The organism is Mycolicibacterium aubagnense, from assembly GCF_010730955.1.
GTDB classification, from domain to species: Bacteria; Actinomycetota; Actinomycetes; order Mycobacteriales; family Mycobacteriaceae; genus Mycobacterium; species Mycobacterium aubagnense.
Map to the genome: position 1 here is coordinate 4,465,213 of NZ_AP022577.1, position 26,701 is coordinate 4,491,913.

Here is a 26,701-nt window from a genome sequence, read left to right on the forward strand (position 1 = left end):
CGGGTGGCCCGGTCACGTAACCATATCGACTGGGGCATTAATTAGGTGACTTTGATTGTTGATCTATGTAGCAGTGACAAGCTAAGTTACGCGGGTTGTCTATTTAGTGACGTAAATAACGAAGTGCACCGGAACTACAAAGGCGTAGGAGTGGTGGCGATGACCGCACCGAGCAGGGTTGTCAGAACCCATAGTGTTGCTATAAGTGCTGCTAAGGGGCGGAAACCACGCCGCTATCCCGTCAGCGACGGCGCACCCGTAGAGATCGTCGAGGACGGTCCCAGCCTGGCCGGACGCCTGATGTCGGTGGCTGCGACCCTCGCCATCAAGTCAACTCTGACCATCGGCAGCTACGTTCCGAAGGCCCCCTGGCCGTGGGGAATGGTCGACTTCGTCGCCCGCGTCATGCGGCCCGAGCCGGGCACCGTCCGCGCCACGATCGGTTTGCCGAACTGTACGGCGCACCTGGTCCGGGCCAAAGGCGTGTTGCCGGCCGACGGCAGGCGCAGCGTCATCCTCTACATGCACGGCGGGGCTTTCCTGACCTGCGGCGTGCACACCCATGGTCGGGTGGTCGGTGCGCTGTCGAAGTACGCCGACGCTCCCGTCTTGGTGGTCGACTACCGGATGATCCCCAAGCATTCGATCGGCGAGGCGCTCGAGGACTGCCACGACGCCTACCGCTGGTTGCGCCTGAAGGGCTACGAGCCGGATCAGATCGTGCTCGCCGGGGATTCGGCGGGCGGCTATCTGTCACTGGCGCTGGCCGAGAAGCTGCAGGAGGAAGGCGAGTTGCCGGCCGCGGTGGCAACCATGTCGCCGCTGTTCGAGATCGACAACGAGAGCCGGGCCCAGCACCCGAACTTGAAGTCCGACGCGATGTTCCCGCCGCACGCTTTCGACGCGCTGGTAGAGCTCATCGAGGACGCGGCGTCGCGCCACGTCGTCGACGGTAAGCCTGAAGAGGTGTACGAGCCGCTCGACCACATCGAGCCCGGTCTGCCGCGCACCCTGATCCACGTCTCCGGCTCCGAGGTGTTGCTCAACGACGCGCGTAAGGCCGCGCACATGCTGGCCGCCTGCGGCGTGCCGGTCGAGGTGCACGTCTGGCCCGGCCAGATGCACGTGTTCCAGCTCGCGACCCCGCTGGTCAAGGAGGCCGAGCGCTCGCTGAAGCAGATCGGCGAGTACATCCGCGAGGCAACCTGGTAATCCGGTATGCGCAACCGGGGTGCGGCCTGACACGATGTATCCATGCGCATCGCCCGGCACGTCAGTGAGCTCATCGGCAATACGCCTCTGGTCCAACTGAACTCGGTTGTTCCAGCTGGCTCCGGGGTGGTGGCAGCCAAGATCGAATACCTCAACCCCGGCGGTAGTGCCAAGGACCGCATCGCGGTCAAGATGATCGACGCGGCCGAAGAAGCCGGACTGCTGAAGCCGGGCGGGACCATCGTCGAACCCACGTCCGGCAACACCGGGGTCGGCCTCGCCATCGTCGCGCAGCAGCGCGGTTACAAGTGCATCTTCGTCTGCCCGGACAAGGTCAGCGAGGACAAGCAGAACGTGCTGCGCGCGTACGGTGCCGAGGTGGTCGTCTGCCCGACGGCCGTGGCCCCCGACCATCCGGACAGCTATTACAGCGTCTCCAACCGCCTCGTCACCGAGATCGACGGCGCGTGGAAGCCCGACCAGTACTCCAACCCGAACGGCCCGGCCAGCCATTACGAGACCACCGGCCCGGAGATCTGGGCCGACACCGACGGCAAGATCACACACTTCGTGGCTGGCGTCGGCACCGGCGGCACCATCACCGGCACCGGCCGTTACCTCAAAGAGGTCTCGGGTGGCCGGGTGAAGATCGTCGGCGTCGATCCTGAGGGCTCGGTGTACTCCGGCGGCACCGGCCGGCCGTACCTGGTCGAGGGCGTCGGTGAGGACTTCTGGCCGTCGGCGTACGACCCGACCATCCCCGACGAGATCATCGCCGTGTCCGACGCCGACTCGTTCGATATGACCCGGCGCCTGGCGCGCGAAGAGGCCCTGCTGGTCGGCGGTTCCTGCGGTATGGCCGCGGTCGCCGCGATCAAGGTGGCCGAGCGCGAGGGGCCGGACGCCGTCGTCGTCGTCCTGCTGCCGGATGGCGGAAGAGGTTATCTGTCAAAGATTTTCAACGACGAGTGGATGTCGTCGTACGGCTTCCTGCGCAATCGGCTGGACGGTACGCCCGAGGAACACACCGTCGGCGATGTGCTGCGTGGCAAGTCCGGCGCGCTGCCGGACCTGGTCCATACGCATCCGTCGGAAACAGTGCGTGACGCCATCAGCATCTTGCGCGAGTACGGCGTCTCCCAGATGCCGGTGGTCGGGGCCGAGCCGCCCGTGATGGCCGGTGAGGTCGCGGGCAGCGTGTCCGAACGTGAGCTGCTCTCAGCGGTTTTCGAAGGCCGGGCGAAACTTGCCGACGCGGTGGCGCAGCACATGAGCCCGCCGCTGCCATTGATCGGGGCCGGCGAGCTGGCGTCCGCGGCGGCCAAGGAACTGCGCGAGGTCGACGCCGTGATGGTCGTCGACGACGGCAAGCCCGTCGGGGTGCTGACCCGGCACGATCTGCTCGGGTTCCTGTCGCAGGGCGGGTCGCGTAAATAGCCGCCTAAGCAGGGGAGATTGACTTATCTTCTCCGGTAGGGCGAGAGCACTCGCTTCCCGCTAGTTGACCTTCGGAAAGGCCGCCATGACCGAGTACCCACCCCCGCCGCCCGGGAACTTCCCTCCGCCGCCTCCGGGGAACGTCCCGCCGCCTCCGCCCGGTGGTTACCCGCCGGCCGGTGGATATCCCGGTGCCGGCGGACCGCCGGACAACAACCTCGTGTGGGGCATCCTCGTCACCATCTTCTGCTGCTTGCCTTTCGGCATCGTGTCGATCGTCAAGGCGACACAGGTCTCCGGACTGTGGGCGCAGGGCCGGCCTGATCTGGCACAGGCCGCCGCGGCTGACGCCAAGAAGTGGGCCATGTGGGGCGCCATTGCCGGTGTCGTCGTCATCGTGATCTACGTGATTCTGACGCTGATCGGCGCGGTTTCGTTCAACACGTCGTACTCCGGTAGCTGAACCAGAGAAAATGCAACACCTGCAGCGGCCCAAGGCGGTTAGTCCGCTCCTTGGGCCGCTCGCTGTTGCGGGCGCCGCCGGCGTGGCGTGCTGCGCCGTGTGGCTGAGCAACCCGACGGTGCCGGGCGGCCCGATTCCGGTCTGTCCCACGAAGGCGCTGTTCGGTATCGACTGCCCGGGCTGCGGCAGCATGCGAATGCTGTATTCCCTGATGCACGGCGACTTTTCGGCTGCGTTGCATTTCAACGCAGTGGGCATCGTCGCCTTGATGCTGCTCGCCTGGTCCTATGGCGCGTGGACTTACGGTCGCGTCGTCGGCCGACAAATCACCAGTTGGCAGCATCGTCGTTGGGCCGCACCGGTTGCTTTGACGGTAGTGTGCATTTGGTTTGTTATTCGCAATGTGCCTATAGCCCCGTTCATTTCGTTGTACGTGTAGTTCACCGTTGTAACCAGAAACACCACATCCACATCGCTCGGAGGGACGAAAGATGACGGACCAACCGACGGAAGGCACTCCGCCCGACGCCAATCAGCCGACGGAGTACATTCCGCAGCCGCCGCCGGGTGGGTTCCCCCCGCCGCCTCCGGGAGCTGCTCCGACGGAATACATTCCGCAGGCGCCGCAAGGCGGTGGCTTCCCGCCGCCTCCGCCTCCCGGCGCTGGCTACCCGCCGCCGCAGGGTGGCTACCCGCCACCGCCGCAGGGCGGCTACCCACCGCCTCCGCAGGGTGGCTACCCGCCGCCTCCGCCTCCCGGCGCTGCCTACCCGCCTCCGGCGCAAGGCGGATACCCGCCGCCCCCGCCGGGCGGTGCCTACCCGCCGCCCCCGCCGCCGCAGGGTGGCTTCGCGCCCCCGCCTCCGGGGGCATATCCGCCCGCCGGGTACCCGTACGGTGCACCGGGCGGCGCGGCTGCATTCAGCATCGGCGACGCGCTGTCGTGGGCCTGGAACAAGTTCACCAAGAACCCGGCACCGCTGATCGTGTCGATGTTGGTCTACGGCCTCATCGTCGGTGTGATCGCAGCAATCGTCGAGTTCGGCGCCCTGGGGCTGGCCGATACTTCGATGTCCAGCTATTCGGCGGACGACGCCAGCTTCAGCTACTCGTACAACGTCACCTCGCTGGGGCCGGCCAGTATCGCCGTATTGGTGGTTGGCTACCTCGTGCTGCTGGTGGTCGCGGCGGCCATCTCGTCGGCTCAGTACGTCGGCCTGCTGGGCATCGCCGACGGACAGCCGACCACCATCGGCTCGTTCTTCAAGCCGCGCTACATCGGCCCGATGATCCTGCTGACGCTCATCGTCGGCGTGCTCGTCGGCATCGGTTACGCCTTGTGCATCATCCCTGGTCTGGTCGTCGCTTTGTTCGCGATGTTCGCGCACCCGGCCCTGGTCGATCGCAATCTGTCACCGATTGACGCCCTGAAGGCCAGCATCGACATCGTGAAAGCCAATGCCGGACAGGTGATCCTGGTTTGGCTGGTGGCGGGTTTGATCGCCGCGGCCGGCGTGCTCGCCTGCGGCGTCGGTGTCCTGGTCTCCGGTCCGGTTGCCTCGCTGATGCTGGTGTACACCTACCGTCGCCTCAGCGGCGGGCAGGTCGCCCCGCTGACGCCGTAACGCCGTGGCCTGTTTGGGGGACGTGGCCGGTTGGTCGTGGCCCCCAAACAGGCATGACGGCACCACATGAAACAGGACGACGTGAACTACACACCTTGGTGGGCCCGCGTGGCGGCAAGCCTCGTCGACCGGGTCCCCCCGCTGTTCGTCATCATCGTCGGCGGGCTGATCGAGCGATCCCAGCGGTTGACGAAATGCCTTGCCGATCAAGCGGACTACAGCATCGGCCCGTTCTGCGCCACCGGAAACTCTGTCGCCGGCGTGCTGATCTGGCTGGCCGGCATCGTCATCGCGGTGTTGTTCATGGTGTGGAATCACGGCTATTTGCAAGGCACTACGGGTTCCAGCCTGGGTAAGCGGCTGTTCCACTTCCAGGTGATCGACGAAAAGACGGACGAGCCCATTGGTTTCGGCCGGTCGGTGGTGCGGCAGCTGGCCCACCTCGTCGACGCCGTCCCGGTGTTCGCCGGGTACCTGTTCCCGCTGTGGGATGCCAAGCGGCAGACCCTGGCGGACAAGATCATGTCGACCGTCTGCGTGTCGACCCGTTGACGACGTATGCACCGTGGTGGCGACGAGCCGCCGCCACAGTCATCGACCTGCTGCCCCTGCTCGTACTCACCGCGGCCGGTGCGGCGCTGGTCTGGTTCACCCGAGACCGGCTGTGCGACACGGATACCTCCGCGTTCGACGGCGGCGCTCAATGCGGCGACGGTTACTCGATGTGGGGCTACGTCAGCCTGGTGGTGACGTGGCTCCTCATGCTCGGGTATCTGATCTGGAACTTCGGTTACCGCCAGGGGCGAACCGGCGCCAGCCTGGGCAAGACCGCGCTGCACGTGCGGGTCGTCGGTCAAAGCTCCGGGACACCAATAGGTTTTGCGCGGTCCCTGCTGCGGCAGGCCGTGCATCTGGCCGACCTGTCGATCGTCGGCTACCTGTGGCCGCTGTGGGACGCCAAGCACCAGACCTTCGCAGACATGGTCATGGAGACAGTCTGCGTGACACCGCCGCGGACGCGAACCCCTGTCAGCGGAACGCACTGACTCCCGTCAGCGCCTGTCCGATAACCAGCTGATGTACCTCGGATGTGCCCTCATAGGTCAGCACCGACTCCAGGTTGTTGGCGTGCCGGATCACCGGGTACTCCAGGGTGATGCCGTTGGCGCCCAACAAGGTTCGACATTGCCGAGCGATCTTGATGGCCTCGCGCACGTTGTTCAGCTTGCCGACGCTGACCTGTTCGGGCCGGATCCTCCCGGCGTCTTTGAGGCGGCCGAGCTGCAGCGCGAGGAGCTGCGCCTTGCTGAGCTCGACAGCCATATCCGCGATCTTGGCCTGTGTCAGTTGGTATTCCGCGAGCGTCTTGTCGAAAACTGTGCGCGTACCGACATAGTCCAGCGTCGCCTGCAGACAATCGCGTGCCGCGCCCACCGCGCCGAACACGATGCCGAACCGCGCCTCTGACAGGCAGCTCAGCGGACCGGACAGACCGCGTGCGCCGGGCAATCGCGCGGACTCGGGCAACCGGACGTCGTCGAGGCTGAATTCAGAGGTGACCGAGGCGCGCAGCGACATCTTGCGCGTCATCTCCCGGGCACTGAAACCCGGTGCGTCCGTGGGTACGGCGAACCCCAGCACGCCCTCCTCGGCGCGGGCCCACACCACCGCGACGTCGGCGACCGAGGCGTTGGTGATCCACATCTTCGACCCGTTGAGGATCCAGTCGTCGCCGTCGCGGCGGGCGGTGGTGCGCATGCCACCCGGGTTGGATCCGAAGTCCGGTTCGGTGAGACCGAAACAGCCGATCAGATCGCCGGCCGCCATTCCGGGCAGCCACTGCTCGCGTTGTTCCTCGCTGCCCCAGTGATGGATCGCGAACATCGCCAGCGACCCCTGCACCGACACCAGCGAGCGGATTCCGCTGTCGACCGCTTCGAGCTCCTGGCACACCAGCCCGTATGCCGTTGCGGTCGAACCGCTGCAGCCGTACCCGGTGAGGTGCATGCCGAGCAGGCCCAGCTTGCCGACCTCCGCTGCGATCTCCCGAACCGGTACTGAACCGTTCTCGAACCACTCGGCGATGAAAGGACGCAACCGCTGTTCGCCGAACTGGCGGACCATGGTGCGCAATTCGATGTCCTCGGTGCTCAGCAGGTCGTCAGTGCCCAGCAGGTTGTCGATCGAGGCTGTCATGGTGCAGTTCTACACCGGGAGTTCGCCGGAATGCGAGTGCAGGCCCCGGCTACGCTGGTCGTTCAGGGCTCGGATAGACGGGGTGAACGATGACTGAGCACGACCAGAACCATGGTGCGGGTGAGCCGGAGGCTTCGACCCCGGCCTACGGCATGCCGCCGCTCCCGGCCTATGGCACGGAGGCCTACCCGCCGACGCCGGCGCCAGAGGCACTTACCCCGCCGCCGGTTGCCGGATACCCAGGCCCCGGATACCCGGGCCCTGGCTACCCAGGCCCCGGATATCCGCAGCCGGTCGCGCCGTATCCGCCTGTAGCCCAGGGATATCCGGGCATGCCGCCGATGCCGGGCATGATGCCGATGGGTTACGCACCGGTGCCGAAGACCAACGGGCTGGCCATCGCGTCGTTGGTCTGTTCGCTGCTGGGCCTGGCGACGTGTGCAGCCACGTCGATTCTCGGCGTCATCTTCGGGCATCTGGCCAAGTCGCAGATCAAGCAGAGCGGTGAGGAGGGCGAGGGCATGGCCCTCGCAGGCTTGATCGTCGGCTACATCGGTTTGGCGATCTTCGCGCTGATCGCTCTGTTCTACTTCGGCCTGATCGCGCTCATCGTGGGCACCAGCGGCACCACAACAACGACCTACTAGGGGACTTCATGTCGAATCCATACGAGCCCGGCGACGGGTCCGGTCAGCAACAACCGGGTGAGTCGCAGTTCGGGCAACCGGGATATCAGGGGTACCCGCAACAGCCGGGATATCCGCAGCAGCCCGGGTATCCGCCACCGGGGTACGCACAGCAGCCGGGTTACCCGCCGCCGAGCTATGGCTATATGCCGCAGTACGCGGTCGATCCGTCCGCGCCGTTCGGTCGTGACCCGTTGACCGGGCTACCGTTGTCGGACAAGTCCAAGGTGACGGCCGGCCTGCTGCAGATCTTGTTGGGCGGCTTCGGCGTCGGGCGATTTTATCTCGGCTACACGAACATCGGTGTGCTGCAGCTCGTCGTCTCACTCGTCACCTGCGGCATCGGCGCCATCTGGCCGCTGATCGACGGCATCATGATCCTGATGGGGAACGTTCCCGACCCCCAAGGACGCAAGCTGCGCGACTAGGCTGGCGCTTGTGAGCGAGCAGCGCAGCCAGGCAGACCACTACCGGGCCTACGGGCCGTCCACTCGGGCGATCCACGCCGGGTTCCGGCCGGACCCGCAGACCGGCGCCGTCAACACCCCGATCTACGCCAGTTCGACGTTCGCGCAGGACGGTGTCGGCGGGCTGCGCGGCGGTTTCGAGTACGCCCGCACCGGTAATCCGACCCGATCCGCGTTGGAGACGCTGCTGGCTGCGGTCGAGGGCGCGAACTATGGCCGCGCGTTCAGTTCCGGCATGGCCGCCACCGACTGCGCGCTGCGTGCCGTGCTGCGTCCGGGCGACCACATCGTCATCCCCGATGACGCCTATGGCGGCACCTTCCGGCTGATCGACAAGGTGTTCACCCAGTGGGGCATCACGCACACGCCGGCGCAGCTGTCGAACCTCGACGAGGTGCGCGCGGCGGTCACTCCGAAGACCCGGCTGATCTGGGTGGAGACCCCGACCAATCCGCTGCTGTCCATCGCCGACATCGCGGGCATCGTGCAGATCGGCGCGACGTCGGGGGTGAAGGTCTTGGTGGACAACACTTTTGCCTCGCCGGCGCTGCAGCAGCCGCTGTCGCTCGGGGCGGACATCGTGCTGCACTCCACCACCAAATACATCGGCGGGCACTCGGACGTCGTCGGCGGCGCACTGGTGACCAATGACGAAGAGCTCGACGCGAAGTTCGCGTTTTTGCAGAACGGCGCCGGCGCGGTGCCGGGTCCGTTCGACGCCTACCTGACGTACCGCGGCCTCAAGACGCTGCCGCTGCGTATGCAGCGGCACTGCGAAAACGCCTTGCGGGTGGCCGAATTCCTCAACGACCACAAGGCGGTCGCGACGGTGCTGTACCCGGGACTGTCCAGTCATCCGGGTTACGAGGTGGCCGCCAAGCAGATGAGTGGCTTCGGTGGCATGGTGTCGGTGCGGCTGCGCGGCGGTGAGCAGGCCGCCCGCGAATTGTGCTCGCGCACCGAGATTTTCATCCTTGCCGAGTCGCTGGGCGGCGTGGAGTCGCTGATCGAGCACCCCGGTTCCATGACGCATGCGTCGACGGCCGGCTCGCAGCTGGAGGTGCCGAGCGACCTGGTCCGGTTGTCGGTCGGCATCGAGGATGCGGCCGACCTGGTCGGTGACCTGGAGCAGGCGCTGGGTTAACGGCGGTGCGGCGTCAGGAGACGAGGGCGCCCCGTACCGCGGCGGCGGTGACGGCGAGATTCACCTCGGCGACGCCGGTCTCGTATTCGTTGACCCAATGCCCGCTGGCGATGTCGCCGGCGCGCGCATGCACCCAGCGCCAGCCGCGGTCGTTGAGGCTCATCAGGGAACCCAGACCGTCGACGGTGTGCAGCAGCGTGACGATGGCTGCCGTCGCGGGGCTGGGTGGTCTGCGATCGAACAACGCCGACAGCATCTCCGAACGAGCCTGGCCGACTCGGACCCGGTCGGTCAGTGGCAACGCAAACTGTGGCCGGAACCTGTTGCCGCCCAACGGGTGCCGGCGCAGTTGCCCGGCGCGCTCCAGCTGGTCGATGAGACTGGTCTCGGTCTCTCTCCGGAGCTTGGACAACACCGCAGCAGGTCGCCGCGGTCGTTGACGCAGTAACTCCAACGCCGGCAACGACACCGGGTCGACGGTGCCGTCGCCGGAAAGGGCGACCAGGTGGCCGTCGGGCGCGCTGTCACCCGGCGCGGCGGGCCGAATACGGCACGCCCACGCCAGGTCCAGCAGGACGGCACCGGACAACACCCGATGCCGACGTGGTTGATCCAGACCTGGCTGTGCCGACGAATTGTCGAGAAGCAGCAGATACAGGTCTTCGGCGATCTGAGCCATGGATCGTCAGCCGGTGGAGGGCCGGGCGGGGCCAGCCGTGGCAGGACTAGGCGTGATAGGGCTCAGCCTTGACCAGCGTGACCTTGACGGTGGCGCCGCTGGGCACCGTGTAGCTGCGATCCTCGCCGACCTTGGCATCGATCAGCGCGTGGCCGAGCGGCGAGTTGGGGGAGTACACCTCGAGCTTGCCGTCGGTGACGCCTTCCTGGCGGGTGGCGATGAGGAACGTCTCGGTGTCGTTCTGGTCGCCGTCGTAGTAGACGGTGACAACCGAGCCGGGCAGTGCCACACCGGACTTCTTCGGTGCCTCGCCGACCTTGGCGTTGTTCAGCAGTTCCTGCAGCTGGCGGATGCGGGCTTCCTGCTGGCCCTGCTCTTCGCGGGCTGCGTGGTAGCCACCGTTCTCGCGCAGGTCGCCTTCTTCGCGGCGATCGTTGATTTCGGCAGCGATGACCGGGCGGTTCGCGATCAGCTGATCGAGCTCAGCCTTCAGGCGCTCGAATGCCTCTTCGGTGAGCCAGGTGACCTGGGTATCGGTCATGTCTGCTGCTCTCCTGTCGTTGTAAGCGTGCGTGTATGCCCGGGCGTCGTGTCCGGGGTTGCCCCGTTGCTTGGGGCCGGCGGTGCTGCGATTGCGAGGGCGTCGCTAGGTTCTGGGTCCCCCCGAAGGTGCCAGCAGGTGCCCGCTAATGCAGCAATACACGGCCCCAGTCGGAACCGTGTACTGAGCAAGCGTACCACTTGGGCGTCTCCCAACCGTCATGATTTCGCAGTTCGGAGTTCGCCGGATGGTTGGTCACCCGGCCGGCGTTCAGGGCGCGACGAGGTACGACGGCACGTCCGTGCCGCAGCCGTAGACGTCGCCGACGACCGGCGGTTTTGTCGACTTCACCACCGCCGTCACCTGGACCGTCTTGGCCTCTGCCGGCGCGACGAGAATCTCGCGCCGCCCGGTCTCGCTGCCGTCGAGTGCTTTGGCCCGCACGATGCACACCGCCGGCTTCGCCGGGTCCTCGCGCGTGACCGAGATCGTCACCGCCACCGTTTCGTCGTCGACCACCTTGTAGCTGCTCAACTCGCCCTTGACCGGGGACGTCCCGAGGCGCTGGAAACCGACGAAGGCAAGCGCCACACCAGCGACGACGATGACGAGCGTGAGGCCGATCGCGATGCGGCGACGGGTCAGCCGGGACATGCGCTGCTGCCCGTAGCGGGCGGTCGGACGCTCGATCATGGCTGCTTTGGGTGCCCCATCGGTCGGTTCGGATTGCTTGGACTGGAACTATAGGACCCAGCGACATGGTTGGACTGCATCGAGTTGTCCCACCGAGTAGAGACAGTAGGTAAGGCACACGTGAGCGAACTGCGGTTGATGGCAGTGCACGCGCACCCCGACGACGAGTCGAGCAAGGGTGCGGCCACCACGGCCAAATACGCGGCCAACGGCGCCCGGGTCATGGTCGTGACCCTGACCGGGGGTGAGCGCGGCGACATCCTCAATCCGGCGATGGACCTGCCCGAGGTGCACGGCCGGATCCACGAGGTCCGTCGCGATGAGATGGCCAAGGCCGCCAAGATCCTGGGCGTTGAGCACCACTGGCTGGGGTTCGTCGACTCGGGGCTGCCCGAGGGCGATCCGCTGCCGCCGCTGCCCGACGGCTGCTTCGCGGTGGTGCCGATCGACGAGCCCGTCCGCCGGTTGGTGCGGGTGATCCGCGAGTTCAGGCCGCACGTGATAACCACCTACGACGAGAACGGCGGTTACCCGCACCCCGACCACATCCGCTGTCACCAGGTGTCGATGGCCGCCTACGAAGCCGCGGCCGACCATGTGCAGTTCCCCGACGAGGGCGATCCCTGGAGCATCTCGAAGCTGTACTACGGCCACGGCTTCCTGCGCCGGCGCATGCAGCTGCTGCAGGACGAGTTCGCCAAATACGGCGAAGTCGGGCCGTTCGAGAAGTGGCTGCAGCACTGGGACCCCGAGCACGATCCGTTCGCGAACCGGGTGACCACCCGCGTCGAGTGCGCCGACTTCTTCGAGCAGCGGGACCAGGCGCTGCTGGCCCACGCCACGCAGATCGACCCGAACGGCGATTTCTTCCGCGCGCCCATCGAATGGCAGCAGCGGCTGTGGCCGACCGAGGAGTACGAATTGGCCCGATCCAGGGTTCCGGTGACGTTGCCCGAGACCGATCTGTTCACGGGAGTATCACTGTGATTTCTGTTCCGCTCACCATCCTGCTGGCCGACGGTCCACGCCAGACGGGTCCCGACTTCGGCAAGGCCAGCCCCGCCGGGCTGGTGATCACGCTGATCCTGTTGATCGCTGTCGTGGCCCTGGTCTGGTCGATGAACCGGCACCTGCGCAAGCTGCCCGAATCCTTCGACCCCGCGCATCCGGAACCGGATCAGGCGGTCGACGACGGCACCGTCGGCGGCGTGCCGCCGGAAGCTCCGGCGGCCGATGCTGGGCACGAGGGCGCGGGCAAGCCAGAAGCTGGGTCAGACTCCAGGGATGGCTAAGTCTGATGCACCGGGCTTCTCATCGCGGCTCGTCCCTCACCGCTTGATCGGCGTCCGGTGAACACCCTCGCCCAGGCCACCAGCCCGTACCTGCGCCAGCACGCCGACAACCCGGTGCACTGGCAGCAGTGGACATCGGAGGCGCTGGCCGAGGCCGCGCAGCGGGACGTCCCGATCCTGCTGTCCATCGGCTACGCGGCGTGCCACTGGTGCCACGTGATGGCGCACGAGTCCTTCGAGTCCGCGGATGTTGCGGCGGTGGCCAATGCGGGTTTCGTGTGCATCAAGGTCGACCGGGAGGAACGTCCCGACCTCGACGCGATCTACATGAGTGCCACCGTCGCGATGACCGGTCAGGGCGGCTGGCCCATGACGTGCTTCCTGACGCCCGACGGTCGGCCCTTCTTCTGTGGCACCTACTATCCGAAAGACAGCTTCCTGCAGCTACTTTCGGCGGTCACCGACACCTGGCAGAACCGACGGGCCGAGGTGGAAGAGGCGTCCGACCAGATCGCTTCGGAGCTGCGCAAGATGTCGTCCGGCCTGCCTTCGGGCGGACCGGCGCCGTCGCCCGAACTGTGCGACCACGCCGTCGCCGCCGTGCTGCGCGACGAGGACCGCGCCCGGGGTGGCTTCGGTCGCGCACCCAAGTTCCCGCCCTCGGCATTGCTGGAAGCCCTGCTGCGGCATCACGAACGCACCGGGTCCGGGCTGGATGCGGTGGAGCGCACGTGTGGCGCCATGGCGCGCGGCGGCATCTACGACCAACTGGCCGGCGGCTTCGCCCGGTACAGCGTGGACGCCTCGTGGGTGGTGCCGCATTTCGAAAAGATGTTGTACGACAACGCTTTGCTGCTGCGGGTGTATGCGCACTGGGCGCGACTGACCGGAGACCCGTTGGCGCGCAGGGTCGCCGACGAGACGGCGCGGTTCGTCATCGACGGCCTCGGTGACGGTGGCATGTTCGTGTCGTCGCTGGACGCCGACACCGCCGGGCACGAGGGCCTGACGTACGTCTGGACGCCCGCGGAGCTGACCTCGGTATTGGGTGATGACGACGGCCCTTGGGCCGCTTCACTTTTCGAGGTCACCACGGCCGGCACGTTCGAGCATGGCAGCTCGGTGCTGCAGCTGTTGGCCGACCCCGACGACGCCGTGCGCTTCGAGCAGGTCCGCGCGAAGTTGTTGGCGGCCAGGGGGCTGCGGCCACAGCCGGGTCGCGACGACAAGGTCGTCACCGCCTGGAACGGCTTCGCCATCACTGCGCTTGCGGAAGCCGCCGTCGCGCTCGGGAAGCCCGAATTCCTCGATGCGGCAACGCGTTGCGCCCGCCGGCTGCTGGACCTGCATCTGGTCGACGGCCGACTGCGGCGAGCCAGCCTGGGGGGTGCGGTCGGGGACAGCGCCGGAATTCTGGAGGACTACGCGGCCCTGGCGACGGGCCTGCTCACGCTGCATCAGGTGACAGGCGACGACAGTTGGCTGGGCGAGGCGCGATCCCTCCTCGACACCGCGCTGACGCACTTCACGGATCCGGACCGCGGCGGCCGCTGGTTCGACACTGCCGACGACGCCGAGGTCTTGCTGGTGCGTCCCTCCGACCCGGTCGACGGAGCGACGCCGTCAGGCGCCTCTTTGGTCGCCGAGGCGCTGCTGACCGTCGCCCATCTGGCTGCTGAGCCGGAGCGGTATATCACCGCAGCCGCTGCCACGCTGGCGTCGGCGACCCCGATCCTGGCCCGCTCGCCGCGGGGCGGCGGCCACTGGCTGGCGGTCACCGAAGCGGCCGTCCGCGGTCCCATCCAGATCGCGGTGGCGTGCACCGACCGAAATTCGGAATTGCTCAGGGCGGCACGCAGGTTCGCGCCGGGCGGGGCGATCGTCGTCGGCGGTCCGGAAGGGTCGTCGGCGTTGCTGGACGGACGTGGCCCGGTGAACGGTCAGGATGCCGCGTATGTGTGCCGCGGCCAGTTGTGCGGCCTCCCGGTGACGACGCCGGGGGATCTCGCCGATGCGCTCGGCGCGGCCGTGTAGCGTGCGGCGCATGCCCAGCGCCGAGCAGATCACCGAAAACGTCAACCGCTACCTGGACCTCGTCGATGTCGCCGATGCCGACGGGATCGCGCAGCTGTACGCCGTCGACGCCGCTATCGAAGACCCGGTCGGTGGTGAGGTGCACGTCGGCCGTCAGACGATCCACGGGTTCTACTCGAACATCGCGGGCACCAAGAACTCCCACGAGCTGCACACGCTGCGGGTCTGCGGCCACGAGGCGGCGTTCTACTGGAGCCTGACCGTCAACGGCGCCATGCGCATCGACATCATCAGCACCATGAACTTCGACGCCGAGGCCAAGATCACGTCGATGAAGGCGTACTGGGGCCCCGCGAACGTCACCCAGCTCTAGCTGGAAAAGACCGCGAACCACATCGCGATGTAGTGGCAGATGGCGGCCACCGCGGTGCAGGCGTGGAAGAACTCGTGGTGCCCGAACGTCCGGGGCCACGGGTTGGGCCACTTGAGCGCGTAGAGCACGCCGCCGATCGAGTACAGCGCGCCGCCGACGATCAGCAGCACGACTGCCGTGACGCCGGCGCCTTCCAGGATCGGGCCGATGAACCAGGCCGCGACCCAGCCCAACAGGATGTAGAGCGGCACGCCGAGCCAGCGCGGCGCCGTCGGCCACAGCATCTTGAGCGCCACCCCGGCCAGCGCGCCGCCCCAGACGATCCAGAACAGCAGCCAGCCGTCGGCGTGCACCGCGAGGAGCGCGAACGGGGTGTAGCTGCCGGCGATGAAGATGAAGATCATCGAATGGTCGAGGCGCTTCATCCACATGCGGGCGTTCTGTGACTTCCACGTCACCCGGTGGTAGGTGCCGCTGACGGTGAACATCGCCACGATGGTGAAGGTGTACAGCAACGTCGCCAAGCCGGCGCGGGTGCCCTGCAGGGCCCATGACACCGAAACCAGTGCGGCACCGGCGAAGAATGCGACCACTGCCGAGTACACGTGGATCCAGCCGCGGGCCCGGGGCCTGCCCAGGAACTCGACGACGCTTTCGACCACCACGTCGGGCAGCGTTTCGGAATGACGGAGCACTGCGGCCGCGCGGTACGGTTTCGTCATGTTCGACGGCGCGTCAGCCGGATTGGTGGCAGCCGGATCTGTATTGCTCGGAGCGGTCAACGTTCCTCCACTAACAGCCATGGGATACCCAGAAGTCCACAGTAGTCTGGTTTCTCGTGGACATCATTCCTCCGCGCCTCAAGGAACCGGCGTACCGGCTCTATGAGCTGCGGCTGCGTCAGGAGCTTGCGCACTCGAAAGCGCAACTGCCACGCCATATTGCGCTGCTGTGCGACGGAAACCGGCGCTGGGCACGTGAGGCAGGTCACGACGACGTCAGCTACGGCTACCGCATGGGCGCCGCCAAGATCGCCGAAGTTCTGCACTGGTGCCAGCAGGCCGGCATCGAGATGGCGACGATCTACCTGCTCTCGACCGAGAACCTGCAGCGCGACCCGCAGGAGCTGGAGCCGCTGATCGAGATCATCACCGACGTCGTCGAAGAGATCTGCGCACCCGACAAGCACTGGACCGTTCGCACCGTCGGCGACTTGGAACTGCTCGGTGAGGAACCGGCCAAACGGCTGCGGGACGCCGTCGAGTCGACGACCGAGCACACCGGCGCCGGTTCGTTCCACGTCAACGTCGCCGTCGGCTACGGCGGCCGGCAGGAGATCGCCGACGCGGTGCGCACCCTGCTGAGCAAGGCCCTGGCCAACGGCGCGACGGCCGAGGAGCTCATCGAGGCGGTGACCGTCGACGCCATTTCGGAGAATCTCTACACCTCCGGCCAGCCCGACCCCGACCTCGTCATCCGCACCTCGGGGGAGCAGCGGCTCAGCGGATTCCTGTTGTGGCAGAGCGCTTATTCGGAGATGTGGTTCACCGACGCACACTGGCCCGCGTTCCGGCGCGTGGACTTCCTGCGCGCGCTGCGCGACTACACGCTGCGGAACCGCCGCTACGGAAAATAGCGTTCGTGCCAAACTGAAGACATGGCTGCGCTGTCGGCAGTGGTCTTCGCCCTGAGCTGGTGGCTTGGGCTGTACCTGCTGGCGCGCGATCCCCGTAAGCCGATCCTGGCGTGGTCCGCGGTCGGGTTGTGCAGCTTCGCGGTCGTGGTCGCCGTCGACGCGGTCCGGCTGGCCGGTGCCGCACCGACGGGTCCGCTCAGCCACGTCGAGGCATATCTGGCTGTGTTGCCCGGCATCGCCTGGCTCACCGTGCTGCTCGAACTGGCCCGGCCGGTCGATTCCGCGCGCAGCCGGTGGGGCGCCCTTGTCGTGGCCGCGGTGGCAGCCATCGCATTGGTCGGGGCCGGGCTCTCCGGTGGTGTGCATCCGCCGCTGCGACCCGGGCACTGGCTGATGGTCGGGGCCATCGCGCTGTCGGCGTTCGGGGCGCTCGTGCTGGCAGTGCGGCGGCTGCGCCGCGGTGCGTCGTCGCGCAAGATCGTCGCGCCCGTGGTGGCGGCGACCTTGTTCTTCGGGCTCGGCAACGCGATCCTGCTGATCCCGCTGGGGCTGCTGCCCAGTTGGGTGGTGCTGGCGTCCGCGGCCTTCGACGTGCTGCTGCTCGGTATCGCGGTCGCATGGTGGGACGCGTTCGACGAAGGACAGGCCCTGCGTGCCGGCATGCGCCGCTCGCTGGTCGGCAGCATGGCGGTGTCGGTGGTGTTCGGCGGTCAGGTACTGATCGGCCTGGCGGTCAGCGACAAGCCTCTGGCACTGATGGTGCTGCTGTTCACGAGTCTCGCGGTGGCCATCGCCATCAACGTCCTGGCCGATCCGTTGTCCGGACTGCTGGACCGGCTGGCGTTCTCCGGAGAGCCGGATCTGCGGGCTGACCGCGCCGCGCTGCGTCGCACCGAGGCGGCGCTGCCGCTGCGCGCCACCAACCCGCTGGACCACGTCGACGACGAGACCTTCGTCCGGCTGACCCGGCGGGCGCTCGGCCACTACGCCGACCTCTCCAAGCTCGTCGCATCTCCGCTGACGACGCTGCCGGTGATCGACGACAGACTGGCCCGCCGCGGCGCGCCCGACCAGCCGTTGGAGCGCGCCAACGAGCTCAAAGATTTGCTGGCCGATCGCATCGCGGCACTCAAGCCGCGCGACGGCGGCGACTTCGGCACCACCGAGCAGTGGCGGCACTACAACTCGCTGTACTTCCCGTACGTCGTCGGGGTGCGCGCCTATGCGCAGAACGCCACCGCGGCGGGGCTGGACCCGGTGGCGCGCCAGGCGTGGCAGTGGTTCGTCACCGAGGTGCCGCAGCGGTCGCTGCACAACTGGCAGAACGCCGCCGCCCGGGTGATCGCCGCCGACTTGCGCGGCACCCCGGTGTCAACGCTGAGCTAGCTGTCTACAGGGCGCTGACCTGCGGTTGGCAGTGCCTGGCAGTAATCAGCGTCGATCTGGCAGCAGGATCTGAGCAGTGTCATGGGTGTCCCCCGACCCGCACCGCAAGGAGCGACCGCCATGACCGCAATCAACCCCGGGCTCCACACCCGGCCACTATCTGACAGTTCCGATTCCCTCATCCGTTTCGCCCTGCGACTCGACGGCACGCTGTGCGCGCTGACCGGTCTCCTGATGGCTTTCACCGCTGATCCGCTGTCTCGTTTGTCCGGTCTGTCGGCGACGTCCGAATGGATCATCGGCGCGGTGCTGGTTGCGTGGGGGTTTGCTCTGTACGTCCTGGCCGCAGTGCCCAGGATTCGGCGCGTCGGGACCGGTGTGCTGATCGGCAACCTCGTCGCCACCGTCGCGGTACTCGGTGTGCTGGCCTCCGGAGTGCTCCCGCTGACCGCCGCGGGCAACGTCCTGGTCCTGTCGGTCATGGCCGTCGGGCTGGGTTGCGCCTGGCTGCAGTACCTCGGAGTACGCCGTCTGGCGTGACTCCCTACCCGCCGGGCGGGGGCGTCGCTGACAGAGGTTGCAGTTGACGTCCCCGCGCCGGCCTTCCCCAGCGATTTCGGCGTGATTCGCATCGATCAACGTGACAGATCACGCCGAAGTCACCCCTCGATGAAAGGAAATTCCATGACCACCATCACCGCACCTGCCCGCGTCCGGTCCGATCGTCTGCTGCGCCTGGCCCTGCGCGCCGATGCCCTCATCAGCGGCGCCGTCGGCGTCATCATGGCGGCTGCGGCCGGCGCCGTGGCGTCGGAGTCCGGCATCCCCCAGTCGGCCGTCTATGTGCTGGCCGCGGTCCTCGTCGTCTACGGCGTCGGCGTCTATGGGTTGTCGACCATGGCCGCCGTGCGGCGCCCCGGCATCGTGATCGCGATCGGCAACGTCGGCTTCACCATCGCTGCGGTACTCGCGGTGGTCGACGATGTCTGGCCCCTGACGACGACGGGCGTGGCCATGATGATCGTCAGCGCGGTCTACACGCTGGCGATGGCGGAGCTGCAGTACGCGGGCGTGCGCCGCGCCTGATTCTCTGGGGATTTGTGCACGATTTTCCGCGACCGCCGCGGAAAATCGTGCACAAATCGCTGCTTAGAGCTTGCGGAGGCGCAGGCGATTGATGGAGTGGTCGGCGTCTTTGCGCAGCACCAGGGTGGCGCGCGGCCGGGTCGGCAGGATGTTGTGGATCAGGTTGGGCAGGTTGATGGACTGCCAGATGTCGCGGGCGGCGAAGATCGCCTGCTCGTCGGTCAGGGTCGAGTAGTGGTGGAAGTGCGACTGCGGGTTCGAGAACGCGCCGGCGCGCATCGCCAGGAACCGCGAGACGTACCACTGCTCGATGTCCTCGATGCGGGCGTCGACGTACACCGAGAAGTCGAAGAGGTCCGAGATCATCAGGGCCGGCCCGGTTTGCAGGACGTTGAGTCCCTCGATGATCAGGATGTCCGGGTGCCGGACGACGATCTTCTCGCCGGGCACGATGTCGTAGATCAGGTGCGAGTACACCGGGGCGGACGCCTGGTCGGCGCCCGACTTGACCGCGGTGACGAACCGCATCAACGCCCGGCGGTCATAGCTTTCGGGAAAGCCCTTGCGGTGCATGATCTTTCGCCGCGTCAGCTCGGCATTGGGATACAGGAAGCCGTCGGTGGTGACCAGGTCGACCCGCGGGTGGTGGCCGAACCGGGCGAGCAGCGCCTGCAGCACGCGGGCGGTGGTCGACTTGCCGACGGCGACGCTGCCGGCCACGCCGATGATGAACGGCACCGGTCGGTCCGGATTCTGCTGGGGCTCACCGAGGAACTCGGCCGTGGCGGCGAAGAGGCGCTGCCGGGCGGCGACCTGCAGGTGGATCAACCGGGCCAGCGGCAGATAGACCTCTTCGACTTCCAGGAGGTCGAGCTGCTCGCCCATACCGCGCAGGCCCAGCAGTTCGTGAGCAGTGAGTTTCAGGGGAGTCGCCATACGCAGTGCGCGCCATTGGCGCCTGTCGAACTCGACGTAGGGACTCGGCTCGCTCGGCCGCGGCATGTGCTCAGTCTTGCAGTAATTGCCGGGCGGTGAACGCGGGGGTACCGGCTAACGTGGGCGGGTATGAGCACTGGGCATATCCCGATGCCGGTTCCCGACACCGCCGTCGACGGGTTGATCCGCGACTACCTGCTGCTCGGTCTGCGGTTCGACCGCATCGAGGAGGGGTACGTCGACTCGTTCACCGGGGACCCCGCGCTGCGGCGCGCGGTCGCCGACGAGCCCGCGCCGGATCCCGCGGCCCTGGCCCGGCAAGCGCGCCGGTTGCACGACGAGGTCGACGGCTCCGGACTGAACCCGCAGCGTGCGGACTATCTCAAGGCGCATCTGCGGGCTCTGGACTGCGCGGGCCGCAAGTTCGCGGGGGAGGACGTCGGCTTCGTCGACGAGGTCCGCGACTACTTCGACGTCTCGATCGCCAAAGGTGACGAAGACCGGTACCGCGAGGCACACCGGGCACTCGACGAAGCGCTGGGCGGCAGCGGCCCGCTGGTCGAGCGCATGCAGGCCCACCGCTCCGGTGAGGAGATTCCGCCCGAGCGGCTCGAGGAGTGCATCCACGCGTTCTCGTCCGCGCTGCGTGACCGGGTCCGCGCCGACTTCCCGTTGCCGGACACCGAGACCATCAACTACGAGATCGTCACCGACAAGCCGTGGTCCGGCTTCAACTACTACGAGGGCAATTACCGGTCGACGGTCGCGGTCAACGCGGACCTCAAGCAGCAGATGTCGAACCTGCCGCGGCTGGTGGCGCATGAGTCGTACCCGGGTCATCACACCGAGCACTGCCGCAAAGAGTTCGGGTTGGTGGCCGGGCAGGATCAGGCCGAGCAGACGATCTTCCTGGTCAACACCCCGCAGTGCCTGATGGCGGAGGGGCTGGCGGACCTGGCGCTGCACGCGGCGGTGCCCGACAACTGGGGCAGCTGGGCCGCCGAGATCTACGCCGACCTGGGCCTTCGCTTCGACGGCGAACGCGCCGAGGCAATCTCCGCGGCGAGTGCCGCGCTGGCCGACGTCCGGCAGGACGCCGCACTGATGCTGCACGACGAACATCGCGACGCCGACGACGTCGTCGCCTTCCTGCAGCGCTGGCTGCTCACCAGCCCGGAACGGGCCCGGCAGTCCATGCGGTTCCTGTCGTCGCCGCTGTGGCGGGCGTACACGTCGACCTATGTCGAGGGTTACCGCTTGCTGCGCGGCTGGCTGGACGCCCGGCCCGACGACGTCAGCCTCACTGCGCGGTTCGGCCGGCTGCTCGACGAACCGTTGATCCCGTCGAGCCTGCGCGCGGGCTAGTTCTTGGCCGCGAGCGTGCGTGTCGGCGGACGACACACCGTGCCGCGTGTGGATTTTGCGAACGCTCGCGGCCGCCGAGCGTGCGCCGGTGGCCGCTTGGGCCGTCAAACCCCCGCCGACTAGGCTGAACGCATGACCTTGGATTCGACTGTGTCAGGCGCTTCTGCCACCTCCGGCCTGGGTGCCGGCTACGCCGCAACCGCCAGCGAGGCCTACCAGGCGGCGCTGCGGGTCATCGAGCAGGTTGAGCCCCGCGTCGCTGACGCGACCCGGAAAGAGCTTGCCGACCAACGCAGTTCGCTGAAGCTGATTGCCAGCGAGAACTACGCGTCGCCGGCCGTGCTGCTGACCATGGGCACCTGGTTCTCGGACAAGTACGCCGAGGGCACCGTCGGGCACCGGTTCTACGCCGCCTGCCAGAACGTCGACACCGTCGAGGCCCTGGCCGCCGAGCATGCGCGCGAGCTGTTCGGCGCGCCGTACGCCTACGCGCAGCCGCACTCGGGCATCGACGCCAACCTGGTGGCGTTCTGGGCCATCCTGGCCACCCGAATCGAGGCGCCCGGCCTCGCCGAGCTCGGTGCCAAGAACGTCAATGACCTGTCCGAAGAGGACTGGGAGAAGCTGCGCAACAAGCTGGGCAACCAGCGGCTGCTGGGCATGTCGCTGGACACCGGCGGCCACCTCACGCACGGCTTCCGCCCCAACATCTCCGGCAAGATGTTCCACCAGCGCAGCTACGGCACCGACGCGCAGACCGGCCTGATCGACTACGACGCCGTCGCCGCTGCCGCCCGCGAGTTCAAGCCGCTGGTTCTGGTTGCCGGCTACTCGGCCTACCCGCGCCGCGTGAACTTCGCCAAGATGCGCGAGATCGCCGACGAGGTCGGCGCCACCCTGATGGTCGACATGGCCCACTTCGCCGGCTTGGTCGCCGGCAAGGTGTTCACCGGCGACGAGGACCCGGTGCCGTACGCCCACGTCACCACCACGACGACGCACAAGTCGCTGCGCGGCCCGCGCGGTGGCCTGGTGCTGGCCACCGAGGAATACGCCCCGGCCGTCGACAAGGGCTGCCCGATGGTGCTCGGCGGCCCGCTGTCGCACGTGATGGCCGCCAAGGCCGTCGCGCTGGCCGAGGCCCGTCAGCCCGAGTTCCGGACCTACGCCCAGAACGTCGCCGACAACGCCAAGGCGCTGGCCGAAGGCTTCCTCAAGCGCGGCGCGACGCTGGTCACCGGCGGCACCGACAACCACCTGGTGCTGCTGGACGTGCAGTCGTTCGGCCTGACCGGCCGGCAGGCCGAGTCGGCGCTGCTGGACGCCGGCGTCGTGACCAACCGCAACTCCATCCCGCACGACCCGAACGGCGCCTGGTACACCAGCGGCATCCGTTTCGGCACCCCAGCGCTGACCACGCGCGGCTTCGGCGCGGACGAGTTCGACAAGGTCGCCGAGCTCGTGGTCGACGTGCTCAAGAACGCTTCGGCCGACGCCGGCCCGAACGGGCCGTCCAAGGCCAAGTACACGCTGGCCGACGGCACCGCCGACCGCGTGCGCGCGGCATCGGCCGAGATGCTCGACGCCAACCCGCTGTACCCGGGTCTGACGCTCTGAGTTTTGGCATCGAACGTGGGGCCTGTGACCGGCATCGTGAGATTCCGGTCATAGGCCCCAACTTCGTCTGGCGGGTTGATTTCAAAAACATGTGAATTCGGGTTACAGTTACTTTCATGGCTGAGAAACCGGTTGCCAACGCACTGACCCTCGAGCTCGAGCCCGTGGTGGACACCGAGCTGTCCCGGCACCTCGCGACTGAGGAAGCCTGGTACGCCCATGACTACGTGCCGTTCGAGCAAGGCGAGAACTTCGCCTTCCTCGGCGGCACGGACTGGGATGCCTCCAGCGTGACGCTGCCCAAGCCGGTCACCGATGCGTTGGAAATCCTGCTGATCACCAAGGACAACCTCGCGGGCTACCACCGTGAGCTCGTCGAACACTTCATCCTCGAGGACAAGTGGGGCCGCTGGCTGGGCCGCTGGACCGCCGAGGAGCACCTGCACGCCATCGCGCTGCGCAACTACCTGGTGGTCACCCGCCAGATCGACCCGACCGCCAACGAGGACGTGCGCGTCGAGCACGTCATGAAGGGCTACCGGGCCGACAAGTTCAGCCAGATCGAGACGCTGGTCTTCATGGCGTTCTTCGAGCGTGCGCACGCCGTCTTCACGCGCAACCTGCAGGCTCAGATCGAGGAGCCGGTGCTCGCCGCCATGGCCGGCCGCATCGCACGTGACGAAGAGCGGCACGAGGAATTCTTCGCCAACCTGGTCACGCACCTGCTGGAGACGCGCCGCGACGAGACCATCGCCGCCATCGCGGCTCGGGCCGCGGGCCTCGAGGTCATCGGTGCGGACATCGACGCCTACCAGGACAAGGTCCAGGTCGTTGCCGACGCGGGCATCTTCGATGCCGCCGCGCTGCGCACCGTCATCTCCGACCGCATCACGGCGTGGGGTCTCGGCGACGAACCGTCGCTCGCCCAGTTCATCTAGACGTCACAAAACAGTCACGGCGCGCCAGTCTGCGGGGGACGGCCGCCGGGAGTACCGTCGCCGGTGATGGCTAGCGAACTGCTCTGCTATCCGGGCGGTACCCGATTAGAGATTGGGACCGGCCCCGGTCCCGGTACCGCTGCGTCCACCGAAGTACTCGTGTGGGGCCGCACGGGCCGAGGAGCGCCACGTGTCTGATTCGCAGGTCCGTACCTACGTGCTCGATACCTCCGTGTTGCTGTCCGATCCTTGGGCGTGCACGCGTTTCGCCGAGCACGAAGTGGTTGTCCCCCTGGTGGTCATCAGTGAGCTGGAGGGTAAACGCCACCACCACGAACTGGGCTGGTTCGCCCGCCAGGCGCTGCGCATGTTCGACGACTTGCGATTGGAGCACGGTCGGCTCGATCAGCCGATTCCTGTTGGGACACAAGGTGGAACGCTGCAGGTTGAGCTGAACCACGTCGACCAGTCGGTGCTGCCTTCCGGCTTCCGGACCGATACCAACGATCACCGGATCCTGGCCTGCGCCGCCAATCTTGCCGCCGAGGGCAAGCGAGTCACGTTGGTCAGCAAGGACATTCCGCTGCGCGTCAAGGCCGGTGCGGTCGGCTTGATCGCCGACGAGTACCACGCGCAGGACGTCGTGACGTCCGGCTGGACCGGGATGACCGAGCTGGACGCCGCGCCGGAAGACATCGACGCGTTGTTCGCCGACGGCGAGGTCGATCTGCTCGAGGCTCGGGATCTGCCGTGCCACACCGGAATTCGGCTGCTCGGTGGCACGTCGCACGCACTGGGCCGGGTCAACGCCGAGAAGCGGGTGCAGGTGGTCCGTGGTGATCGCGAAGTGTTCGGCCTCCGGGGAAGGTCAGCCGAACAACGCGTCGCTCTCGATCTGCTGCTCGACGAATCCGTCGGCATCGTCTCCCTCGGTGGCAAGGCCGGTACCGGCAAGTCGGCGCTGGCGCTGTGCGCCGGTCTGGAGGCGGTGCTCGAACGCCGCACCCAGCGCAAGGTCGTGGTGTTCCGGCCGCTGTATGCCGTTGGTGGACAAGACCTCGGTTACCTGCCGGGCAGCGAGAGCGAGAAGATGGGCCCGTGGGCGCAGGCCGTCTTCGACACCCTCGAAGGGCTGGCCAGCCCTGCCGTGCTCGAAGAGGTGCTGTCGCGCGGAATGCTGGAAGTGCTGCCGCTGACCCATATTCGCGGCCGCTCGCTGCACGACTCGTTCGTCATCGTCGACGAGGCCCAATCGCTGGAGCGCAACGTGCTGCTGACGGTGCTGTCGCGGCTGGGCTCAGGCTCTCGGGTGGTGCTCACGCACGACGTCGCACAGCGTGACAACCTGCGCGTCGGCCGGCACGACGGCGTCGCCGCGGTCATCGAGAAGCTCAAGGGCCACCCGCTGTTCGCGCACATCACCCTGATGCGCAGCGAACGCTCGCCGATCGCCGCGCTGGTCACCGAAATGCTCGAGGAGATCACCCCCGGCACCTTGCCGTGATGTGAGCCGAGCCGCGATTTGTGCACGGTTCGGCGCGCTGAGCGTACGTTTTCGTGCACAAATCGCGGCCTCGGTAAAGTGATTAGGTGCTAAAAAGCCGACGTCGACCCGATGCTCGACCCGAATCCAAGGCCTGGTCCTACTGGCGGACCGTGCTCGGCGTCTGCGCCGGTATCACCATCCTCGTCGTCGGTTGCGAGACCGGCCACGTCGCCAAGGCCGACGAAGTCGACTGCAGCAAGTACAAATGCGTCGCGCTCACCTTCGACGACGGTCCCAGCCCATACACCGACCGGCTGCTGAAAATCCTCCAGGACAACGACGCCAAGGCGACATTCTTTGAGATCGGCAACAAGGTCGCCGCCAACCCGGCCGGCGCCAAACGCGTGGTCGACGCCGGGATGGAGCTCGGCCAGCACACCTGGGAACACCCCAACATGACGACCATCCCGCCGGAGGACATCCCGTCGCAGCTGTCCAAGGCGAGCGACGCCATCGAAGCCGCCACCGGCCAACGTCCCAAGCTGATGCGCACCGCCGGCGGCCTGATCAACGACCAGGTGCTCGCCGAGGCCAAGAAGCAGGGCCTGGCCGACATCAACTGGGACGTCATCCCATTCGACTGGGCCAACGACTCCAACACCGCGGCCACCCGCTACATGCTCATGACGCAGATCAAGCCAGGTGTTGTCGTACTTTTTCATGACACCTATTCGTCGACCGTCGATCTCGTGCAGCAGTTCATCCCGGTGCTCAAGGCCAACGGCTACCACATGGTGACCGTCAGTCAGCTGGTCGGACACCGCGAGCCGGGCACCAGTTACGGCAGCCGCGAGAACGGTCCGCCGGTCAACGATCTGACCGACATTCCGCCGGCCGAGATTCCGACGTTGCCCAACACCCCGTCGCCCCTGCCGATGCCGAACATCCCGATCACGGACATCCCGGGCGCCAACTCCGGTGGCGTGAACAACGGGCAGTAGCTGCTCGGTTAGCGTTGCCCGAGGGGCGCGGGGTCAGGCAGTGGGGAAGCGGTCGACGATCGCGTCGACCATCGCCATGATGTCGGCGATCCGGCCACGTAGCACGTCGAGATGCTTGTCGGCGCCCTGTTTGGCAGCCCGCCGTTCGGTGGCCGCCAACTGCGAATTCAGCTCGGCCAGTTCATCTTCGAGCAGTTCGATGAACAGCCGGGCCTGCAGCACATCCGCATTCCGCTGGCTCGGTGATGTCGTCACGAGTTTGAGGACATCGGCCTGGTGTCTCGGTAGCGGCTCGGCGGCATGCGTGTGTGGCGTGTGGTAGCGCCCGTGCGTCATGCACGGGACGGCATCCAGCCGGGCACCTCGATGGGACTCAGTGAGGTCGGCCGCCATTGCAACACAATCGCA

At 67.1% G+C, this 26,701-nt stretch carries 30 protein-coding genes; 23 read left to right on the top strand and 7 right to left on the bottom strand.

What is annotated here, in order from left to right; all coding sequences use genetic code 11:
* The first annotated feature begins 159 nt into the window (after positions 1-159).
* The 7 genes from G6N59_RS21355 (at position 160) to G6N59_RS21385 (ending at position 5,783) form a co-directional block, all read left to right on the top strand.
* Complete coding sequence (locus G6N59_RS21355) at positions 160-1,212, top strand: alpha/beta hydrolase (protein ID WP_138228832.1); 1,053 nt, start codon at positions 160-162, stop codon at positions 1,210-1,212.
* A gap of 42 nt (positions 1,213-1,254) precedes the next feature.
* Positions 1,255-2,649, top strand: coding sequence for a cystathionine beta-synthase (locus G6N59_RS21360; protein ID WP_138228833.1), 1,395 nt, complete (start codon positions 1,255-1,257; stop codon positions 2,647-2,649).
* An 85-nt stretch (positions 2,650-2,734) separates the two neighbouring features.
* Positions 2,735-3,112 (top strand): CD225/dispanin family protein, encoded by a 378-nt coding sequence (locus G6N59_RS21365; RefSeq protein WP_138228834.1) that lies wholly within the window; start codon positions 2,735-2,737, stop codon positions 3,110-3,112.
* 10 nt (positions 3,113-3,122) lie between these two features.
* Complete coding sequence (locus tag G6N59_RS21370; RefSeq protein WP_138228835.1) at positions 3,123-3,551, top strand: DUF2752 domain-containing protein; 429 nt, start codon at positions 3,123-3,125, stop codon at positions 3,549-3,551.
* Positions 3,552-3,603: 52 nt separating this feature from the next.
* Positions 3,604-4,737 (top strand): DUF2189 domain-containing protein, encoded by a 1,134-nt coding sequence (locus G6N59_RS21375; RefSeq protein WP_138228836.1) that lies wholly within the window; start codon positions 3,604-3,606, stop codon positions 4,735-4,737.
* 66 nt (positions 4,738-4,803) lie between these two features.
* On the top strand, positions 4,804-5,289 hold the full coding sequence (locus G6N59_RS21380) for an Rv1078 family RDD domain-containing protein (protein WP_138228837.1): 486 nt from the start codon (positions 4,804-4,806) through the stop codon (positions 5,287-5,289).
* Entirely contained in the window at positions 5,286-5,783 is a 498-nt protein-coding gene (locus G6N59_RS21385; protein WP_138228838.1) for an RDD family protein, read from the top strand. The genes G6N59_RS21380 and G6N59_RS21385 overlap by 4 nt, the downstream gene beginning before the upstream one ends.
* Here the strand turns inward: G6N59_RS21385 and G6N59_RS21390 are convergent.
* The gene (locus tag G6N59_RS21390) at positions 5,767-6,933 is read right to left on the bottom strand and encodes an acyl-CoA dehydrogenase family protein (protein ID WP_138228839.1); all 1,167 of its coding nucleotides are present in this window, start codon (positions 6,931-6,933) and stop codon (positions 5,767-5,769) included. The genes G6N59_RS21385 and G6N59_RS21390 overlap by 17 nt on opposite strands.
* An 89-nt stretch (positions 6,934-7,022) precedes the next feature.
* Here G6N59_RS21390 and G6N59_RS21395 point away from each other — a divergent pair, with 89 nt between their 5' ends.
* The 3 genes from G6N59_RS21395 to G6N59_RS21405 are packed head-to-tail and all read left to right on the top strand — an operon-like array spanning position 7,023 to position 9,230.
* Positions 7,023-7,580, top strand: coding sequence for a DUF4190 domain-containing protein (locus tag G6N59_RS21395; RefSeq protein WP_138228840.1), 558 nt, complete (start codon positions 7,023-7,025; stop codon positions 7,578-7,580).
* An 8-nt stretch (positions 7,581-7,588) separates the two neighbouring features.
* Positions 7,589-8,047 (top strand): TM2 domain-containing protein, encoded by a 459-nt coding sequence (locus G6N59_RS21400; RefSeq protein ID WP_138228841.1) that lies wholly within the window; start codon positions 7,589-7,591, stop codon positions 8,045-8,047.
* 10 nt (positions 8,048-8,057) lie between these two features.
* Positions 8,058-9,230 (top strand): cystathionine gamma-synthase, encoded by a 1,173-nt coding sequence (locus G6N59_RS21405; protein ID WP_138228842.1) that lies wholly within the window; start codon positions 8,058-8,060, stop codon positions 9,228-9,230.
* A gap of 13 nt (positions 9,231-9,243) precedes the next feature.
* On the opposite strand, the gene G6N59_RS21410 is transcribed toward G6N59_RS21405, so the two are convergent.
* The 3 genes from G6N59_RS21410 to G6N59_RS21420 form a co-directional block, all read right to left on the bottom strand.
* Positions 9,244-9,909 (bottom strand): GOLPH3/VPS74 family protein, encoded by a 666-nt coding sequence (locus G6N59_RS21410; protein ID WP_138228843.1) that lies wholly within the window; start codon positions 9,907-9,909, stop codon positions 9,244-9,246.
* Positions 9,910-9,955: 46 nt separating this feature from the next.
* On the bottom strand, positions 9,956-10,450 hold the full coding sequence (gene greA / locus G6N59_RS21415; protein ID WP_138228844.1) for a transcription elongation factor GreA: 495 nt from the start codon (positions 10,448-10,450) through the stop codon (positions 9,956-9,958).
* Between the two features lie 270 nt (positions 10,451-10,720).
* The gene (locus tag G6N59_RS21420; RefSeq protein ID WP_138228845.1) at positions 10,721-11,143 is read right to left on the bottom strand and encodes a DUF4307 domain-containing protein; all 423 of its coding nucleotides are present in this window, start codon (positions 11,141-11,143) and stop codon (positions 10,721-10,723) included.
* 120 nt (positions 11,144-11,263) lie between these two features.
* Here G6N59_RS21420 and mca point away from each other — a divergent pair, with 120 nt between their 5' ends.
* From mca to G6N59_RS21440, 4 genes are read left to right on the top strand one after another with little or no spacing between them, the layout of a single operon-like run.
* Complete coding sequence (mca, locus tag G6N59_RS21425; protein ID WP_138228846.1) at positions 11,264-12,130, top strand: mycothiol conjugate amidase Mca; 867 nt, start codon at positions 11,264-11,266, stop codon at positions 12,128-12,130.
* Complete coding sequence (locus G6N59_RS21430) at positions 12,127-12,435, top strand: hypothetical protein (RefSeq protein WP_407665766.1); 309 nt, start codon at positions 12,127-12,129, stop codon at positions 12,433-12,435. The genes mca and G6N59_RS21430 overlap by 4 nt, the downstream gene beginning before the upstream one ends.
* Before the next feature lie 57 nt (positions 12,436-12,492).
* On the top strand, positions 12,493-14,469 hold the full coding sequence (locus G6N59_RS21435) for a thioredoxin domain-containing protein (protein ID WP_138228847.1): 1,977 nt from the start codon (positions 12,493-12,495) through the stop codon (positions 14,467-14,469).
* Between the two features lie 10 nt (positions 14,470-14,479).
* Positions 14,480-14,842 carry a nuclear transport factor 2 family protein gene (locus G6N59_RS21440; RefSeq protein ID WP_020099203.1) on the top strand — a complete coding sequence of 121 codons (363 nt, stop codon included), beginning with the start codon at positions 14,480-14,482 and terminating at the stop codon, positions 14,840-14,842.
* Here G6N59_RS21440 and trhA read toward each other — a convergent pair.
* Positions 14,839-15,564 carry a PAQR family membrane homeostasis protein TrhA gene (gene trhA / locus G6N59_RS21445; protein ID WP_138228939.1) on the bottom strand — a complete coding sequence of 242 codons (726 nt, stop codon included), beginning with the start codon at positions 15,562-15,564 and terminating at the stop codon, positions 14,839-14,841. The two genes, G6N59_RS21440 and trhA, sit on opposite strands and share 4 nt — an antisense overlap.
* A gap of 116 nt (positions 15,565-15,680) precedes the next feature.
* On the opposite strand from trhA, the gene G6N59_RS21450 reads away from it, so the two are divergent.
* The 4 genes from G6N59_RS21450 (at position 15,681) to G6N59_RS21465 (ending at position 18,950) form a co-directional block, all read left to right on the top strand.
* The gene (locus tag G6N59_RS21450) at positions 15,681-16,478 is read left to right on the top strand and encodes a (2Z,6E)-farnesyl diphosphate synthase (RefSeq protein WP_138228848.1); all 798 of its coding nucleotides are present in this window, start codon (positions 15,681-15,683) and stop codon (positions 16,476-16,478) included.
* A 21-nt stretch (positions 16,479-16,499) separates the two neighbouring features.
* Positions 16,500-17,864: a hypothetical protein gene (locus tag G6N59_RS21455; RefSeq protein ID WP_138228849.1), complete on the top strand. Its 1,365-nt coding sequence runs from the start codon at positions 16,500-16,502 to the stop codon at positions 17,862-17,864.
* 120 nt (positions 17,865-17,984) lie between these two features.
* Positions 17,985-18,404: a hypothetical protein gene (locus tag G6N59_RS21460; protein ID WP_138228850.1), complete on the top strand. Its 420-nt coding sequence runs from the start codon at positions 17,985-17,987 to the stop codon at positions 18,402-18,404.
* 144 nt (positions 18,405-18,548) lie between these two features.
* Positions 18,549-18,950: a hypothetical protein gene (locus tag G6N59_RS21465; RefSeq protein ID WP_138228851.1), complete on the top strand. Its 402-nt coding sequence runs from the start codon at positions 18,549-18,551 to the stop codon at positions 18,948-18,950.
* Positions 18,951-19,013: 63 nt separating this feature from the next.
* Here the strand turns inward: G6N59_RS21465 and coaA are convergent, their stop codons facing one another.
* Positions 19,014-19,952 (bottom strand): type I pantothenate kinase, encoded by a 939-nt coding sequence (gene coaA / locus G6N59_RS21470; protein ID WP_138228852.1) that lies wholly within the window; start codon positions 19,950-19,952, stop codon positions 19,014-19,016.
* A 63-nt stretch (positions 19,953-20,015) separates the two neighbouring features.
* On the opposite strand from coaA, the gene G6N59_RS21475 reads away from it, so the two are divergent.
* The 5 genes from G6N59_RS21475 (at position 20,016) to G6N59_RS21495 (ending at position 26,293) form a co-directional block, all read left to right on the top strand.
* Positions 20,016-21,251, top strand: coding sequence for a DUF885 domain-containing protein (locus tag G6N59_RS21475; RefSeq protein ID WP_179970223.1), 1,236 nt, complete (start codon positions 20,016-20,018; stop codon positions 21,249-21,251).
* A 132-nt stretch (positions 21,252-21,383) separates the two neighbouring features.
* Positions 21,384-22,868, top strand: a complete 1,485-nt coding sequence (locus G6N59_RS21480) for a glycine hydroxymethyltransferase (protein WP_138228853.1) — start codon at positions 21,384-21,386, stop codon at positions 22,866-22,868.
* A gap of 116 nt (positions 22,869-22,984) precedes the next feature.
* On the top strand, positions 22,985-23,806 hold the full coding sequence (locus tag G6N59_RS21485; protein ID WP_138228854.1) for an acyl-ACP desaturase: 822 nt from the start codon (positions 22,985-22,987) through the stop codon (positions 23,804-23,806).
* A gap of 190 nt (positions 23,807-23,996) precedes the next feature.
* Positions 23,997-25,310 (top strand): RNA 5'-3' helicase PhoH2, encoded by a 1,314-nt coding sequence (locus G6N59_RS21490; protein WP_138228855.1) that lies wholly within the window; start codon positions 23,997-23,999, stop codon positions 25,308-25,310.
* Between the two features lie 86 nt (positions 25,311-25,396).
* Positions 25,397-26,293 carry a polysaccharide deacetylase family protein gene (locus tag G6N59_RS21495; RefSeq protein WP_138228856.1) on the top strand — a complete coding sequence of 299 codons (897 nt, stop codon included), beginning with the start codon at positions 25,397-25,399 and terminating at the stop codon, positions 26,291-26,293.
* 33 nt (positions 26,294-26,326) lie between these two features.
* On the opposite strand, the gene G6N59_RS21500 is transcribed toward G6N59_RS21495, so the two are convergent.
* Complete coding sequence (locus G6N59_RS21500; RefSeq protein WP_138228857.1) at positions 26,327-26,629, bottom strand: hypothetical protein; 303 nt, start codon at positions 26,627-26,629, stop codon at positions 26,327-26,329.
* Between the last annotated feature and the right edge of the window lie 72 nt (positions 26,630-26,701).

Coding starts and splice junctions, on each gene's coding strand:
- trhA (WP_138228939.1), bottom strand. CDS start 15,564: ATGACGAAACCGTACCGCGCGGCCGCAGTGCTCCGTCATTCCGAAACG.
- G6N59_RS21375 (WP_138228836.1), top strand. CDS start 3,604: ATGACGGACCAACCGACGGAAGGCACTCCGCCCGACGCCAATCAGCCG.
- G6N59_RS21360 (WP_138228833.1), top strand. CDS start 1,255: ATGCGCATCGCCCGGCACGTCAGTGAGCTCATCGGCAATACGCCTCTG.
- coaA (WP_138228852.1), bottom strand. CDS start 19,952: ATGCCGCGGCCGAGCGAGCCGAGTCCCTACGTCGAGTTCGACAGGCGC.
- G6N59_RS21480 (WP_138228853.1), top strand. CDS start 21,384: ATGACCTTGGATTCGACTGTGTCAGGCGCTTCTGCCACCTCCGGCCTG.
- G6N59_RS21440 (WP_020099203.1), top strand. CDS start 14,480: ATGCCCAGCGCCGAGCAGATCACCGAAAACGTCAACCGCTACCTGGAC.
- G6N59_RS21500 (WP_138228857.1), bottom strand. CDS start 26,629: ATGACGCACGGGCGCTACCACACGCCACACACGCATGCCGCCGAGCCG.
- G6N59_RS21380 (WP_138228837.1), top strand. CDS start 4,804: ATGAAACAGGACGACGTGAACTACACACCTTGGTGGGCCCGCGTGGCG.
- G6N59_RS21460 (WP_138228850.1), top strand. CDS start 17,985: ATGACCGCAATCAACCCCGGGCTCCACACCCGGCCACTATCTGACAGT.
- G6N59_RS21485 (WP_138228854.1), top strand. CDS start 22,985: ATGGCTGAGAAACCGGTTGCCAACGCACTGACCCTCGAGCTCGAGCCC.
- G6N59_RS21365 (WP_138228834.1), top strand. CDS start 2,735: ATGACCGAGTACCCACCCCCGCCGCCCGGGAACTTCCCTCCGCCGCCT.
- G6N59_RS21395 (WP_138228840.1), top strand. CDS start 7,023: ATGACTGAGCACGACCAGAACCATGGTGCGGGTGAGCCGGAGGCTTCG.
- G6N59_RS21410 (WP_138228843.1), bottom strand. CDS start 9,909: ATGGCTCAGATCGCCGAAGACCTGTATCTGCTGCTTCTCGACAATTCG.
- greA (WP_138228844.1), bottom strand. CDS start 10,450: ATGACCGATACCCAGGTCACCTGGCTCACCGAAGAGGCATTCGAGCGC.
- G6N59_RS21420 (WP_138228845.1), bottom strand. CDS start 11,143: ATGATCGAGCGTCCGACCGCCCGCTACGGGCAGCAGCGCATGTCCCGG.
- G6N59_RS21475 (WP_179970223.1), top strand. CDS start 20,016: ATGAGCACTGGGCATATCCCGATGCCGGTTCCCGACACCGCCGTCGAC.
- G6N59_RS21355 (WP_138228832.1), top strand. CDS start 160: ATGACCGCACCGAGCAGGGTTGTCAGAACCCATAGTGTTGCTATAAGT.
- G6N59_RS21390 (WP_138228839.1), bottom strand. CDS start 6,933: ATGACAGCCTCGATCGACAACCTGCTGGGCACTGACGACCTGCTGAGC.
- G6N59_RS21455 (WP_138228849.1), top strand. CDS start 16,500: ATGGCTGCGCTGTCGGCAGTGGTCTTCGCCCTGAGCTGGTGGCTTGGG.
- G6N59_RS21465 (WP_138228851.1), top strand. CDS start 18,549: ATGACCACCATCACCGCACCTGCCCGCGTCCGGTCCGATCGTCTGCTG.
- G6N59_RS21400 (WP_138228841.1), top strand. CDS start 7,589: ATGTCGAATCCATACGAGCCCGGCGACGGGTCCGGTCAGCAACAACCG.
- G6N59_RS21370 (WP_138228835.1), top strand. CDS start 3,123: ATGCAACACCTGCAGCGGCCCAAGGCGGTTAGTCCGCTCCTTGGGCCG.